A 15,158-nucleotide genomic window follows, 5' to 3' on the forward strand; every position below is an offset into this window, starting at 1 on the left:
AAAGGAAGAAATCTATAATGACACAGCGTGACCATCAACAAAAAAAGATGCAAATACGTGATGGATTCATTGCTGGTTCACCGATTGTCATGGGCTATTTGCCGATTGCGCTAGCCTATGGCGTATTAGCGCAGCAATCTGGCATGTCTTTAATGGAATTAACCGGTATGAGTTTACTCGTATTTGCTGGTGCTGCTCAGTTTATGGGGGCAAATATGATTGCATTCAGTGCCAGTGCGATAGAAATTATCGTTGCAACGTTCGTGTTGAATTTTCGCCACTTTGTTATGAGTTTATCTTTTGTCAATCAATTAAAAAGGATTGCGTTACCATGGAAGTTTTCGCTAACATTAGGATTAACAGATGAAACGTTTTCTGTTTCATCTATCTATCGTAAACAAGCGAACCAAGCATATGGGCAGTATTTCTATGGTACGCTGATTTTGGTGGCCTATTTATCCTGGGTATTCGGTTCACTTCTCGGTGGGCTATTAGGAGATGTGATTCCGCCACAACTCAGTCAAAGTATGGGCGTCGCGCTTTATGCCATGTTTATCGGTCTATTGATCCCATCAGTAAAAAAACAGCATAAAATTATCTTGATTAGTGTGACGGCGATGATTGTGAACTATCTGCTACAGCCTATGATTGGCGAAGGTTGGGGAATCGTAGCAGGTACGCTTGTTGGCGGAGTTGCCGGGATATTTGTACTGGATGAGGAGGAAAATACATGATTTGGATGATTATCATCGGCATGGCAGTCGTTACGCTAATTCCACGAATCATCCCTGCTTTTATTGTAGATTTCGTGGATTTCCCTAATTGGGTGAATAAATGGTTGGAAGCGATTCCATATGCGGCGTTAGGAGCACTCATTTTTCCTGGGATCATAACGGTCGTCCCTGAACAACCATTGATTGGCATCGTAGCCGGCATTGTGGCCATCATGTGTGCGTGGTTTCGTTTGCATATTATGGTTGTTGTATTAAGTGCCATCGCAACTGTTTTTGTATTAACATTATAGAAATCAAGTTAGGGTGTCGGAAATGTATCAAATAAGAAAGGCACGATTAGAAGATGTCGAGGCCATTGCAGAAGTTCATGTCAACAGTTGGAAAGCTACATATAAAGATTTAATCAATGAACAGGACATGTCGAATATTACGATTGAACATCGGATCGTATTGTGGGAAACGATTTTGAAACTACCGAATCACAAACAACCGGTCATTGTTGTCGAAGAAGATAATGAGATCGTCGGCTTTGCCTCAGGTGGAAAAGAACGCACGGAACGATTCGGATTTGATGGTGAGATTTTTGCGATTTATTTACTGCCGACTCATCAAGGAAAAGGGCTTGGGAAGCTTTTGTTAAAGGCATTTGCAGAAGAAATGAAACAATTAGATTATCAATCATTACTCGTTTGGGTGTTAACGAATAACCCAACCAATCAATTCTATCCCATTTGGTGCAGAAAAAATTGAGCAAGAGCAGACTACTATTGGTCATGGAACATATCAAGAAACGGCGTACGGATGGGCGAATATCGACGAGTTAATCAGCCGGTTAGATAATGGTGAATAAATGACTGAATTGAAAAATATATGCATCAAACAGAAGAAATGGAAGTAGCTGTTTGCATCGAAAAAGCGGATATGCGTCAAACAGGGGAATCGAAGTAAGCTGTTTGCCTCGAAAAAGAATATATACGGCAAACAACGCGCTAAAAAGCAGCTGTTTGCTTCAAAAATCTATTTATCCTGCCCATCGCTGACTTTAGATCAACCGGTTGGCAGGATAAACGTCATCATAGCAAACAGAATGGTTCATTTGCGTCTTTTGACTCAAGGTGCTTCCGTTTTTTCACGATAAGGCTCAATATGAATATGCGCATGTGGGATATTTAATCTTTCTTTTAAATGATCTTCAATATGGTCGCTGATCCGGTGGCTTTCACTCACCGTTAACGCTGGATCAACTAAAATGGTGATTTCTACAAGAGAATGGTTGCCGTGTAATCGACCTTTGACATCACGAACTTCCTTTACATCTGGATGAGCGTCAATTAATGATTTGATTTCATCAAGTTCATCTGGATGAAAACCATCTGTTAATGTATGGGTGGCTTGTGAGAAAATATCCCAGGCTGTTTTACAAATGATAAGTCCGACAACTGTACCAGCAACTGGATCGAGCCAAAATAATTGAAATTGGGCGCCAATGATCCCGATAAAAGCACCGATACTTACGAAAGCATCGGATTTATTGTCTTGAGCGGCTGCGATTAATGCGGTGCTGTTTACTTTTTTCCCTAAATAGAGATTATATCGGTATACAACAAACATAACGATGGCTGCCCCTAGAGCCGTCCAGGCTGTTAACATATCAGGCCGTTTGAATTCGTTGGCGAGAATGGAATGAACGGTATCAATCAGTACTTGAATACCAATAGTCATCATAATAAAAGCTGCAATGAGTGATGCGATCATTTCGGCGCGATAATGGCCATAGTGATGATCGGCATCTGGTGGTTTCCGCGAAATTCGTAAGCCAATGAGTACGGCGATGGAGGCAATTACATCGGTTACGTTGTTAAACCCATCGGCGCGTAATGCAGCAGAACCGCCAATTGTAGCGATCAATAGCTTGATGGCTGATAAGCATAGATAGGCGATAATGCTTATCCAAGCGCCTTTTTCTCCTTTTTTATAATTGGTATTCAACTCCATCATTTATCCTCCAAATGCTTCTGTTTAATATGCTTAGCTTATCAAACATGGACTACTTAAGTCTAGCCATACTGATGACTAGCCCGCACGTCATAAATTTATTGCATATAATATAGAAATATCATGTTTACCATTTTCATTGGAAGGGAAGAAAAAAGTACAATCACTTTGAACGCAAATCTTACAATCTGCTTGCGTCAAAAAGTGTATAGCACCATAATGGTGATAAGAAAGGAAAAGGGAGGCGTGCTCAATGAAAAAACAAAAAACAACGTATCAATTGAAATCGTTTTATATGAATCAAAAAGGTCATTTTATGGCAAAACGTGAAATTTCATATGAGATTAAGCTTGTATCCCAATTACTTTTAGATGACCTTTGTTATCGTTGGAATAAAGCACGCTTAGATGAACAAATCAATCAAGCTATCGATACAAACGATACAGATACATTTATGGAATTAAGTCACATGTACCAAAGTTATGTTGAATAGATGAATCAAATGATCGATAACAATGACTGACAAAACTTCGTCGAAAAATCGTTCTTCTTTCCTCTACGGTAGTCTATATAATTATGATATAGTAGAGAAGCAATATAAAGAGAGAGGAACATTCGAATGAGGTATTGGATTTACGCATCTTGTTTATGTTGTTTCATTGCACTAGTGGGTTGCCAAGAAGAAGTTACAAAATCAGTAGAAGATCAAAAGCAAATTGATAATCAACCGAAACAAGAAAAGCAATTACCAAGTGAAGAAACCGAACAACAGGATAATGATGCAGATAAGGAAAACGGGGAAACAAAAGAAGAAAACCAGAATACAAATGAATCGTCTGATGAATTAGTGACGGTTGAAAATCCGAAAAGTATTGAAGTTGTTGTCAATAAGCAAAGAAAATTGCCAGATGGCTATCAACCACCAGACTTAGTTGAACCTGATGTATCATCTTTAGCTCCTGAAGGACATCAGAAGCGATTGATGCGTGAGGAAGCAGCAACAGCGCTAGAATCATTGTTCGCCACTGCTAAAGAAGAAGGTTTGGAGTTAGTGTCTGTTTCTGGATATCGATCGTATGACAGACAAAAAACCATTTATGAAAATAATGTAGCAGAAAATGGGCAAGCGCATGCTGATAAATTCTCGGCAAAGCTGGAACGAGTGAGCATCAAACCGGGCTAGCGATGGATGTTGCCTCCGCAGCGTTAGTGGCTGTGCTGGAGCAAAGTTTTAAAGATACAGATGAAGGCGCGTGGTTAGCGGATCATGCCTATCAATATGGATTTATTATTCGCTATCCTGAAGGAAAACAAGATATTACTGGATATAGTTATGAACCATGGCACCTTCGTTATGTTGGTAAAGACATTGCATCTGATATTCATGAACAACAGATCACATTAGAAGAATACTTTGACCTATATCCGTAAGACATATAAGCGAATATTTTGATTCACGATTCACCTCACTGATTCATAGCCTAATATAGGCCAGACATCAGTGGGGTGTTCGTTTTGAGGTTAATGAAAGGAATGCTTGTGACAAGATATTCTCATCAACATGATATTGTTTTCCGCGTGATCGAAGTAAATGACGATAGCGTCGTTTTACATGGTGAAGAATTACGTTTAGAAGCCGATGCACCACAAGATGATCTCCGCTTATTGCCGGAAGAGGATATTCGAAAAAGACAAGAAGAGATTAAAGAAAAAGAAGAATACTCGTACCGGTTATTTCGGCAAGACTATCAGTTATTAAAAGAGAAAAAGGAGCAAGAACACAAACAAGAAGGCCCTAGAAACGTTCAACGATTCCAGCTTCCTGTGAAAGTATTGCATATTGATGGAGACCGACTCTATTTAAAAAAATGCATTGACCTTTACCAGCGTCTAGGTCTTCAAGTGCACGGTGTCTATATGAAGGAAGATGATGTGCCCTTTGAAATTGAAGCGCTGGTTAAAAAAGTACAGCCTAACATGATTGTCATTACAGGTCATGACGCGTATTCAGAGGCAAAAGGGTCGAAAAAAGAGTTAAGTTCTTACCGCAATTCACGCAACTTTGTAGAAGCGGTTCGAAAAACGCGCGGATTACTGCCTTCTCTTGATCAACTGGTCATTTTTGCAGGTGCTTGTCAATCACACTTTGAATCATTAATCCGAGCGGGGGCTAATTTTGCAAGCTCCCCTGATCGCATCAACATTCATGCATTAGATCCTGTATACGTCGTTGCGAAAATAGCCTACACACCATTTATGGATAAAGTGAACGTATATGATGTGATTCGAAATACGTTAACAGGGGAAAAAGGCTTAGGTGGCATGGAAACGAGAGGTTTGTTTCGCACCGGCTTACCATACGTTGAGACAAAATAGTGGTCCATGCCGCTATTTTCTTTCTATCCTGAACAAATTTTTGATACAATAAAATGGAATGAAGATGTGCTAAGGAGGATGTGTAATGGATTACCGTATTGAGCATGATACGATCGGGGAAATGAAAGTACCAGTAGAGAAATATTGGGGAGCACAAACGCAGCGAAGTAAAGAAAATTTCCCGATTGGCCATGAACAAATGCCGCAAGAGATTATTGAAGGTTTTGCGATTTTAAAAAGAAGTGCAGCCATTGTGAACAGTGAATTAGGTTTATTAGAACAAACGAAAGCAGATGCGATTACGTATGCAGCTGATGAAATACTAGCAGGCAAGCTGGACGAGCATTTTCCATTAGTCGTATGGCAAACAGGTAGTGGTACGCAATCGAATATGAATGTCAATGAGGTGATGGCTTACGTTGGAAATGAAAAGTTAAAAAAAGACGATAGTGACGTAACGTTACACCCAAATGATGACGTCAATAAGTCACAAAGCTCAAATGATACCTATCCGACCGCTTTACATATTGCCGCAACACGAAAACTCGAAGATGTCGTCATCCCAGCATTACAAAAAACGAAACAAACATTAAAAGAAAAGATGGAAGCGTTTGAAGATGTCGTGAAAATTGGGCGTACACACCTTCAAGATGCAACACCGCTTACACTCGGACAAGAAATCAGCGGTTGGCATCGCATGCTAGAAAAAACAGAAGCCATGATTCAAGGAACGATTCCATTTGTGAAAGAATTGGCGATTGGCGGTACAGCCGTTGGTACTGGTTTAAATGCCCATCCGGAATTCTCAGAGCGCGTATCAGAGAAAATAAGTGAATACACGGGCAAAAATTTTCAATCGGCACCGAATAAGTTTCATGCGTTAACAAGTCATGACGAACTTGTGCATGCTCATGGTGCGTTAAAAGGACTAGCAGCAGATTTGATGAAAATTGCCAATGACGTCCGTTGGTTAGCAAGTGGTCCTCGTTGTGGCATTGGAGAAATTACGATCCCAGCGAATGAGCCGGGTAGTTCGATTATGCCAGGAAAAGTCAACCCAACGCAGAGCGAGGCAGTGACGATGGTAGCGACACAAGTGATGGGAAATGATTCAACGATTGGCATCGCAGCGAGTCAAGGTAATTTTGAATTAAATGTATTTAAGCCAGTCATTGCTTATAATTTCTTGCAATCGGCTCAATTATTAGCAGATAGTATGATTTCGTTTACCGATCGTTGTTTAGTTGGATTAGAACCGAATCACGAGCAAATAGAGAAGAATTTATCAGATTCTTTAATGCTTGTGACCGCTCTCAATCCACATATCGGTTATGAAAATGCTGCGAAAATCGCGAAAAAAGCGTATGAAGATAACAAAACATTAAAAGAAACAGCGGTGGAACTAGATCTACTGACAGAAGAGCAATTTGATGAATACGTGAAACCGGAAGAAATGACACATCCGAAGTAGAGATGATTACTATTATTTACTAAGCTTTTTTTCGCATAGTCATGTTGGATCTGTTCACAATAGTGTGTACAGGAGGTGATCAACATGGCAACTAACAATTCAAACCAATTAGTTGTTCCTGGAGTAGACCAAGCATTAGATCAAATGAAAACTGAGATTGCACAAGAATTTGGAGTCAGTCTTGGCGCAGACACTACGTCCCGTGGTAACGGTTCAGTAGGTGGGGAGATTACCAAACGTTTAGTAACAATGGCGGAACAGCAATTTAATGGTCAACAACAACAATAATAAAAAATAGAGGTTTCATAAGGAGGCGCTTCACGCGTCTCCTTTTGCTACATTTTCATTTGTTTTAGATGGACGCTATTTCTGAAGTTGCCTTCTTTCACTACCATTTTAGTGATATATGTATGTCATGAATCGTGATAAAAATGTTGATAAAAATACAATTGGGATGATGGGTATGCCGATTTGTTTTGTTTGTAATGGCTTGACTACGTTAGATGTTAAATGTACGACTTGTCAACAGTTAGTCGAAGATTACGGTAGGGTTGTTGATTATTATGGAGATTATGCGCCATATATTGAAGTTGAGGATGCTCAAATGATTGATGGATATCCAGAAACCAATAAAGCGGATGAATGTGTGCATCTAAGTTATTGCCCAGTCTGTCAATCAGTGATGGAGATGACATTGAATCAAACCGAGATGTAGATGATGATAAAAAATATCAAAACACTTCATCTAGGAAGAATGTATATGTTTATTGTCGTTTTTCGGTGCAAACAACGATATCTAAATTAGCTGTTTGAAGCATATATAGCCTTTTCGATGCAAACAGCTACAATTGATACTTCTGTTTGCATCAAATACGTATGTTTCAATGCAAACAGTTGATATATTGTTTCTGTTTTGAATAGAAAAGGTACGAATCTTCCCTAAATAAAGAAACCCGGGTATTATTTTTTACACCCGGGTTTTTCTCTCTTTAGTATATACGTGCTTCAGAGTCTATGTCGAAGAAGTGGCATTTGTGCATGTCGAATGCAAGATCGATGGTTTCGCCACCATTAATATCTGTACGTGAATCAACTCGTGCTACGAATTCCTGATCATTTAATGCTGAATATAGGTATGATTCAGAACCCATCAATTCAGAAACGTCGATGTTCGCAGCAATTTTAGTACCAGGGTTAGCATCCAAGAATACTGGTTCATCATGAATGTCTTCTGGACGTACACCAAGTACAACTTCTTTACCGATGTAGCCTTGTTCACGAAGCGGTTTCATTTTTCCTTCAGGTACGTCAACTTTTGTATCGCCAAGGGCAATTTTCCCATCTTCTAATGTACCATTGAAGAAGTTCATAGCTGGTGAACCGATAAATCCGCCAACGAAAATGTTATTTGGTTTGTCATAAACTTCTTTTGGTGCACCTACTTGTTGAATAATACCATCTTTTAATACAACAAGGCGTGTAGCCATTGTCATCGCTTCGGTTTGGTCGTGTGTAACGTAAATTGTCGTCGTTTGCAGGCGGTGGTGAAGCTTTTGAATTTCAGCACGCATTTGTACACGTAGCTTCGCATCCAAGTTTGATAAAGGCTCATCCATCAAGAATACTTTCGCATCACGAACAATCGCACGTCCAAGGGCCACACGTTGACGCTGACCACCAGATAGCGCTTTCGGTTTACGATCTAAGTATGCTTCAAGGCCTAATATACGAGCTGCTTCGTCTACACGGCGCTTGATTTCATCTTTTTTAAATTTACGTAATTTTAGCCCGAATGCCATATTGTCATATACGTTCATGTGAGGATATAACGCATAGTTTTGGAAAACCATCGCGATATCGCGGTCTTTTGGTGCTACTTCATTCATGAGTTTATCATTAATGTAAAGTTCTCCAGAAGAGATTTCCTCAAGTCCTGCAATCATTCGAAGCGTTGTTGATTTCCCGCAACCAGAAGGTCCAACGAAAACAACAAACTCTTTGTCAGCGATTTCAAGATTGAAATTATCTACCGCTTTGTCTTCCCCTTTACTATAAATTTTGTCAATGTTTCTTAATGCTAATTCTGCCATTTTAATTTCCCCCTTCATATTGAAAGCGTTTCATCTATAGTTAACAGTTTACTAACAATTTCGACCGGGGTAAATAGAAATGATGCACAAAAAATACGACAAGCTTTGTGCACGGTTACATAAATGCATGTTTCATCGGTTCATATGCATGATAAGACAAAGATATACGGCGAGTGCGCCTTCAAATTGCTTCACATCAATGCCCGTTTTTTCGATAAATTTATCCACCCGATATTGCAAGCTGTTACGGTGCATATACATTTTCTTCGCTGCGAGTGTCGTATTTGAATTAGCCTCTAGAAATACTTGAACCGTTTTTAATAATTCGTCGTCATCTTTGACTGGATTCAATATGGCGGAGACAAGTAACTGCTTCTCTTCATGCGTCATGCTATGTAGGAATAGATAAGGGACGGCTTCGACATAGTCCATCACCCCTCGATTGACCGTTCTTGTTTGGCGAAAACAGTTCCGAACCCAATGATAATAATCACTCGCTTGTTGGATATCATGTAACGTAGGACCGACAAACAATTGAATATTCATATAAAAGTCGGTCGTTAATACTTCAATGATTTCTTGATAGGATACCGCTTGATTTGTCATTTTTTCGCCTTCATGTATAATGACGCCTTCTTGATTGCTTTCCCAAAGAATCGGTGTGCGTTTTGGAAATAAAGCGCCAATGGCTTCACGAAACGAATCTGGATCAATATCTTTTTCTGAAATCGAAAAATAAACGAAATAAAAACCATCGAGTGGTTGATCGATGAAGGTTTTCGGTATCTTCTGATGAAATAACACATCATTCCACATTTTTTCGCGTTCGGTCGTTGGTGGTATGTTGGCGTCATAAGGTGTCAAAAATGTTCGTAATAAGGCTTCTTCACGTGACGATAGATCTTGGATGGGGATGCCAATCAATTCTTGGTTATTGGTCAGATACCATTGATACGCCTTCGCGTCCTCAAGATCATCCGTATGGCCTTTCATCATGTTTGGGAAAAGCTGCTCTAAATTTTGTTCCATAATATGCCTCTTTCTACTCTAAACTGTAAATGTATTATAACAAAAATTATGTTATTTTTTGAGAATAAACGAATGTTGTTTGATTAAATGTGATGCATATTGATAGAGATAGGAGAAAATTTTTGACGCGTCGTGACGAAATTCCGCCTCTTGCAGAACAGACCAACCAGGCTTGGCGTTCACTTCAAACAACCAAAGTTTCTGTTCTTGATCGATGCCAATATCAAATCCAAGTTCGCCAATCGGTCCTTGAAGCTGTCTTTCAAGGATGTTACTGATCATTAACGTTACGTTGATTAATTTTTGTTCGACACGTGTGACTTCTTGTTTAGTAAAGACATCAGCTAACGTTAAAAAATGCCCCCCTTTGTTGACATGTGTCGTGAAGGCTTCATTGGTTGCATGTTTCACGCAAATGAAACTTACTTGCCACTGATTCGTAGCATCTTTATTTGTATGAATGCGAAAATCAATCGGTTGGCCGCCTACTCGCATGACATTGATCCCTTCTTGTAAAACGAACGCAGAGAAACCGTTCGGAAATAATGATTGTTGAAGCGATTCTATGTCTTGATAATACTTTTCATATTGGCGAGATTGTTCATAATGTTTCACACAAATTCTATCACCTGAGGGACGGATAAAATAGATGCCATCTCCTTTACTGCCATGAACAGGCTTTAGATAAAATGGCTTTTGATCTGCCCATTCTTGTATAGTCGCAATAGAAGGATGTAAGATGGTATAAGGTAATAAATAATTGCTCTTTGCATGTTTGATCAAGATATCATAGATCTGCCATTTGTTGAAAAAGTCAGGATTAAACATGAGAGAACGTGTTTGTAAAAATTTTTTCGTTGCTTGTACTTTGGAATGGGTTTCGACTTTTCGATTGGGAATTCGATTATAAATAGCAGTGGGTATTGGATAAAAAGCGCTTGTCCATTGCTGGTTGCCCCATGATAATCCATGAATTGTATTTGTTTCTGGATCAACGTCTTGATATCCGAAAAAGAACGTGTGAAATCCAAGGTCATTTCCCGTTTGAATCATTTCTTTTATTAACGGTTGATGAGAGTGAAAAAAAGAATCTTTACGGTCAAGTCCAGCAGTAAATACACCAAAAGGGTAAAATAATTCCATCAAATGATCACGAATGATAGCATAAAGTTGGTTTTGATGTGTAAGATTGAAGTGACGCAACACAGAAGTCGATAAATAGATGGCATCATTTTCGTCTTGGTGAAATAAGCATGTGGCTTCCACTTGTCGTTTACCGAAGTGGATCGTCGTTACATTGACGTTTTTTGTCTGAAACGATTTTGGCAGTATCATGCGTGGTTTCGGACTTGTATATGTGTGAACCTGAAAAAATTGCATGATCAACACCCTTTTTTTCTAAGATAATACATCATATGAAACGATGGAAATGAGTATACATAAAGAAAGGTTGCATAGATGATGAATAGCTTATGGATCGTACTGGTTATGACAGTGATCGGAGCAATCATTGGTGGGGTGACCAATTCACTAGCGATCAAGATGTTATTTCGACCATATGAAGCAAAATATCTCGGTGGTTGGAAAGTTCCGTTCACACCTGGTGTCATACCGAAACGAAGAGATTTATTGGCCAAGCAATTGGGACAACTTGTAGTGACGCATCTGATTACGTCGGAAAGTCTTCAAAGCAAGTTGAAAGAACCAGTGATACGAAAACAGTTGATACAGCAATTGATTCATCTGTTTCATCAGCTAAAGCAAACCCATATGACATTAGCTGATGTAGTGGAGAAATACCAATTGCCATGGACACAATCGAACGTACAACAACAAGTGAGAAAGTGGGCCGTCGATCAATATCAGCATCTTTTTCATGATTATAAAGACAAGCGTTTAAAAGACCTTTTCCCGTTCGATAAATCTTCCGAAACATGGATTCGTTATGTCCGTAGCCGAGCGATTTCTATGTCAGAAAGTGATTCCACCAAACAGCGTTTAGCTGAAATTATCGATCAATATGCTCAATCAAAAGGGTTCTTTGGTAATATGTTTCTTTCGATGTTCTCAAGTGAAGACATGGCAGAACGAGTGCAGACGATGATCAGCACGTATCTTCAATCGGATGAAGGGTATGAATGGATTCGCGGGAATCTGTTAATGGAAATGAATGCCCTTTTCGAATCGCCATTGAAAAGATGGGAAACGTATATGACGAGTGATGAGGCCAAACAAAAAGTAGGAGATATCGTTGAAACGTATGCACCGATTGATTCATGGTTTCACAGACCTATTTCGGAGTTTCTTCAGCCGATGGAAAATCATGTAACACGTCACTTGATTCCAAGGCTTGCAGACGTCATACTCGATCGTTTGCAACAACAAATGCCCACACTATTAGCCAGATTAGAAGTTGAAAAAATGGTCGAACATCAAGTAGCTTCGTTTCCGACCGAACGAATCGAACAAATCGTCTTAACGATCTCCAAAAAAGAATTCACTTTAATCACCTATTTAGGAGCTTTTTTAGGGGGGATCATTGGATTGATTCAAGGAATTTTTTATATTGTGTTTGGCTAACATCATCATCTTTGTTATAGTAGAAAAAGTGCATACATGGTGACTTACTTTTCGCGTTAAAAGTGACTATCGTATAGCTATATCAACTTTTGGGAGGATTTACAATTTATGTCAAACATCTACGATAGCGCGTATGATTTGGAAAAAGCAATTCAAGAAAGTGATGAATTTCAGGATCTAAAAAATGCTTATGATAAAGTGATGGACGATCCCAATGCCAAAAAAATGTTCGATGACTTTCGTAATACACAAATGGAATTGCAACAAAAACAAATGCAAGGTGAAGAAATAACGGAAGAAGAAGTAGAACAAGCGAAAAAAGTCGTTGAAACAGTACAGCAACACGAAGATATTTCAAAATTAATGGAAGAAGAGCAACGACTAAATGAATTAATTAATGAAGTTAGCCGTATTATTACGAAACCACTAGAAGAACTTTACGGCGTATCAGAGCAAGGATAGTCTACTCAACTTAGCTACAACGTCATGTTGTAGCTTTATTTTTGTTAGCCTTGTAACGATGTTTTCGTGAGATTTCATTTGTTGTAACTTTTTTCTGATGTGTACGTATATAATAGAGGAGTACTGCAAAGGGATGGAGGAATAGAATAAATGACGTTACAGTTAGATCATGTGACAAAGAAATTTGGTTCATTTACAGCTGTGGATCAGCTATCGCTTGAGATCCCTGCCAATCACATTTTTGGCTTTTTAGGAGCAAATGGTGCAGGGAAAACAACGACATTTCGTATGATTTTAAATTTGTTGGATCAATCCCAAGGTACAATTACGTGGAATGGGGAAAAGATTGATTACAACAAAACAGATGAAATCGGTTATTTACCAGAAGAGCGAGGGCTGTATCCGAAGCAAAAAGTTAAAGAACAATTGGTTTATTTAGGTAAATTGCGAGGAATGACCAAAAAAGATGCTCTCGATGCTTTAACGAGTTGGCTCGATCGGTTGAAAGTACCTCATTACCTAGACAAAAAAGTGGAAGAATTATCGAAAGGGAATCAACAAAAAATCCAATTTATTTCTGCGGTCATACATAATCCGAAGTTATTGATTTTGGATGAGCCATTTTCAGGACTTGATCCAGTGAATGTCGAGATAATGAAAGAAGCGGTCGTTGAATTAAAGGAACAAGGGACATCCATCGTGTTTTCGTCTCATCGAATGGATCACGTGGAAGAACTCTGTGAGCACTTATGCATGATGCAACATGGCAGGCCGATTTTACATGGTGACTTGCGTGAGATTAAACGCTCGTTTGGCAAGAAAAACCTTTCGATTCAGGCAGACTTTGACTTATCGTTCGTCGAGCAGTTACCTGGTGTCGTACAAACAAAATATTATACAGATGGTGTGCTTTGTCAGATTGAAAATGAAGAAGTATCACAATCCATTTTGCAAGAAGTTCAAGGAAAAGGATTCTTGCGCAAATTTGAACTGGATGAACCGAGCTTAAATGATATCTTTATCGATAAGGCAGGTGAATCGTATGAATAAATTTTGGACTGTATTTTCTCATACTTTTGTAACCAAATTGAAGTCAAAACCATTTATATGGACGACGGTATTATTTTTAGGAATCATCTTACTATTTGCCAATATTCAGTCCATCATTAAGCTTTTTGATAGTGAAGACACAAAAGATCAAGTCGCTGTTGTGACCGAACAAACGGAAATCTTTGATCAATTAACGAATCGACTGCAAGAAACAGAAGCAGAAATTGAAACGGTATCCTTTGATGGATCTATAGAAGAAGCGCAAGAAGCGGTGGACAATGGCGAGTTTGTCGGTATATTGGATGTGAGCGTAAGTGAAAATGGTTTACCGCAAGCGACCTATTTGTCTGATGATTTAACCAATCAAGCCATACCTTCGCGGCTCAATAGCGAATTGGAACAAATTAAAGTAACAATGGCAACGAATCAAGCCGGACTCGATCAAGACGTCGTTGCATCGATCTATGAGCCCATGAATTTTGAGACGGAGCTATTCAAACGAATGATGGCGAGTCTGTAAAAACGGAAGAAGAATTAAATAGTGCCCGCGGGCTTGTTTATGTCATTTTGTTTCTGTTGTATATGGCCGTAATTATGTATGGAAATATGATTGCAACGGACATTGCGAATGAAAAAACGTCCCGCGTGATGGAAATTTTAATATCAAGCTCGTCTCCCGTCAGTCAAATGTTTGCCAAAATTTTAGCCATTGGATCGGTTGGTCTGCTACAGATCGTTCTCTTTTTAGGATTTGGCTACACCATGATTCAACAAAAACAGAGTGAAATGGCGGATGGTTTCTTTCAATTTTTCGGTTTATCTGGAGCTAATGTGTCAACGTTTATTTATGCGATTGTTTTCTTTTTATTAGGTTACTTTTTGTATGCAACGTTGTCAGCTATGCTTGGCTCACTCGTTAGTCGTACAGAAGATGTATCGCAAATTATGACACCTGTCATGTTACTAATCATTGTTGCTTTCTTCATCGCAATGTTTGGTTTAAGTATGCCGAATTCACAACTCGTGACTATTTCTTCTTTTATACCATTTTTCTCACCAATGGCTATGTTTTTGCGTGTAGGCATGCTGAATATACCCATTTGGGAAGTTGGTTTAAGCATTCTGATTTTAATTGCGACGATTTACATTTTAGCTGTCATTGGCGCACGCGTTTATCGAGGCGGAGTGTTAATTTATGGAAAATCGACGTCGCTGAAAGATTTTAAACGAGCCTTTCAATTATCGAAGAAAGAATAATTGATATATAAGTTACGTCCGGTTGAGAAACCGGGCGTTTATTTTTTATACGGAGAATGAAGAATGTGTAGTACCGGGAAATCTAGCAAGAGCAGGATGCGGATTTCCCAGTAA

The 15,158-nt window shown here is 39.0% G+C and carries 17 protein-coding genes and 1 pseudogene; 14 read left to right on the forward strand and 4 right to left on the reverse strand.

Annotated features, from left to right (window positions below; genetic code table 11):
- The first annotated feature begins 17 nt into the window (after positions 1–17).
- Genes J416_RS13925 through J416_RS13935 form a run of 3 tightly spaced genes read left to right on the forward strand, consistent with a single transcriptional unit; the run spans position 18 to position 1,484 of the window.
- Positions 18–734 carry an AzlC family ABC transporter permease gene (locus J416_RS13925; protein WP_003474050.1) on the forward strand — a complete coding sequence of 239 codons (717 nt, stop codon included), beginning with the start codon at positions 18–20 and terminating at the stop codon, positions 732–734.
- Positions 731–1,024, forward strand: coding sequence for an AzlD domain-containing protein (locus J416_RS13930; RefSeq protein ID WP_003474051.1), 294 nt, complete (start codon positions 731–733; stop codon positions 1,022–1,024). The genes J416_RS13925 and J416_RS13930 overlap by 4 nt, the downstream gene beginning before the upstream one ends.
- Positions 1,025–1,046: 22 nt before the next feature.
- Complete coding sequence (locus J416_RS13935) at positions 1,047–1,484, forward strand: GNAT family N-acetyltransferase (protein WP_003474052.1); 438 nt, start codon at positions 1,047–1,049, stop codon at positions 1,482–1,484.
- Between the two features lie 360 nt (positions 1,485–1,844).
- Here the strand turns inward: J416_RS13935 and J416_RS13940 are convergent, their stop codons facing one another.
- Positions 1,845–2,729 carry a cation diffusion facilitator family transporter gene (locus J416_RS13940; protein ID WP_003474053.1) on the reverse strand — a complete coding sequence of 295 codons (885 nt, stop codon included), beginning with the start codon at positions 2,727–2,729 and terminating at the stop codon, positions 1,845–1,847.
- Between the two features lie 253 nt (positions 2,730–2,982).
- Between J416_RS13940 and J416_RS13945 the strand changes: the two genes are divergently transcribed.
- From J416_RS13945 to J416_RS13970, 6 genes and pseudogenes are all read left to right on the forward strand, one after another.
- Complete coding sequence (locus J416_RS13945) at positions 2,983–3,222, forward strand: IDEAL domain-containing protein (RefSeq protein WP_003474054.1); 240 nt, start codon at positions 2,983–2,985, stop codon at positions 3,220–3,222.
- Positions 3,223–3,711: 489 nt separating this feature from the next.
- A pseudogene (locus J416_RS16355) lies at positions 3,712–4,160 on the forward strand (M15 family metallopeptidase).
- Positions 4,161–4,244: 84 nt separating this feature from the next.
- Complete coding sequence (gene yabG, locus J416_RS13955; RefSeq protein ID WP_040513695.1) at positions 4,245–5,105, forward strand: sporulation peptidase YabG; 861 nt, start codon at positions 4,245–4,247, stop codon at positions 5,103–5,105.
- An 85-nt stretch (positions 5,106–5,190) separates the two neighbouring features.
- Positions 5,191–6,576, forward strand: a complete 1,386-nt coding sequence (fumC, locus tag J416_RS13960; protein ID WP_003474061.1) for a class II fumarate hydratase — start codon at positions 5,191–5,193, stop codon at positions 6,574–6,576.
- Between the two features lie 84 nt (positions 6,577–6,660).
- On the forward strand, positions 6,661–6,864 hold the full coding sequence (locus J416_RS13965) for an alpha/beta-type small acid-soluble spore protein (protein WP_003474062.1): 204 nt from the start codon (positions 6,661–6,663) through the stop codon (positions 6,862–6,864).
- 127 nt (positions 6,865–6,991) lie between these two features.
- Positions 6,992–7,291 (forward strand): hypothetical protein, encoded by a 300-nt coding sequence (locus J416_RS13970; RefSeq protein ID WP_240407286.1) that lies wholly within the window; start codon positions 6,992–6,994, stop codon positions 7,289–7,291.
- A 274-nt stretch (positions 7,292–7,565) separates the two neighbouring features.
- Here J416_RS13970 and J416_RS13975 read toward each other — a convergent pair whose 3' ends face one another.
- From J416_RS13975 to J416_RS13985, 3 genes are all read right to left on the reverse strand, one after another.
- Positions 7,566–8,666, reverse strand: coding sequence for an ABC transporter ATP-binding protein (locus tag J416_RS13975; protein ID WP_003474070.1), 1,101 nt, complete (start codon positions 8,664–8,666; stop codon positions 7,566–7,568).
- A 132-nt stretch (positions 8,667–8,798) separates the two neighbouring features.
- Positions 8,799–9,695, reverse strand: coding sequence for a PucR family transcriptional regulator (locus tag J416_RS13980; RefSeq protein ID WP_003474073.1), 897 nt, complete (start codon positions 9,693–9,695; stop codon positions 8,799–8,801).
- 51 nt (positions 9,696–9,746) lie between these two features.
- On the reverse strand, positions 9,747–11,075 hold the full coding sequence (locus J416_RS13985) for a YheC/YheD family endospore coat-associated protein (RefSeq protein WP_003474075.1): 1,329 nt from the start codon (positions 11,073–11,075) through the stop codon (positions 9,747–9,749).
- Positions 11,076–11,156: 81 nt separating this feature from the next.
- On the opposite strand from J416_RS13985, the gene J416_RS13990 reads away from it, so the two are divergent.
- The 5 genes from J416_RS13990 (at position 11,157) to J416_RS16605 (ending at position 15,044) form a co-directional block, all read left to right on the forward strand.
- On the forward strand, positions 11,157–12,275 hold the full coding sequence (locus tag J416_RS13990) for a DUF445 family protein (protein ID WP_003474077.1): 1,119 nt from the start codon (positions 11,157–11,159) through the stop codon (positions 12,273–12,275).
- A gap of 108 nt (positions 12,276–12,383) precedes the next feature.
- On the forward strand, positions 12,384–12,737 hold the full coding sequence (locus J416_RS13995; RefSeq protein ID WP_003474080.1) for a YlbF/YmcA family competence regulator: 354 nt from the start codon (positions 12,384–12,386) through the stop codon (positions 12,735–12,737).
- A 150-nt stretch (positions 12,738–12,887) separates the two neighbouring features.
- Complete coding sequence (locus tag J416_RS14000; RefSeq protein ID WP_003474081.1) at positions 12,888–13,787, forward strand: ABC transporter ATP-binding protein; 900 nt, start codon at positions 12,888–12,890, stop codon at positions 13,785–13,787.
- Positions 13,780–14,307 (forward strand): ABC transporter permease, encoded by a 528-nt coding sequence (locus J416_RS16600; RefSeq protein ID WP_338029458.1) that lies wholly within the window; start codon positions 13,780–13,782, stop codon positions 14,305–14,307. The genes J416_RS14000 and J416_RS16600 overlap by 8 nt, the downstream gene beginning before the upstream one ends.
- Positions 14,308–14,363: 56 nt before the next feature.
- On the forward strand, positions 14,364–15,044 hold the full coding sequence (locus J416_RS16605; RefSeq protein WP_338029459.1) for an ABC transporter permease: 681 nt from the start codon (positions 14,364–14,366) through the stop codon (positions 15,042–15,044).
- The last annotated feature ends 114 nt before the right edge of the window (positions 15,045–15,158 follow it).

The organism is Gracilibacillus halophilus YIM-C55.5, from assembly GCF_000359605.1.
GTDB lineage: Bacteria > Bacillota > Bacilli > Bacillales > Amphibacillaceae > Gracilibacillus > Gracilibacillus halophilus.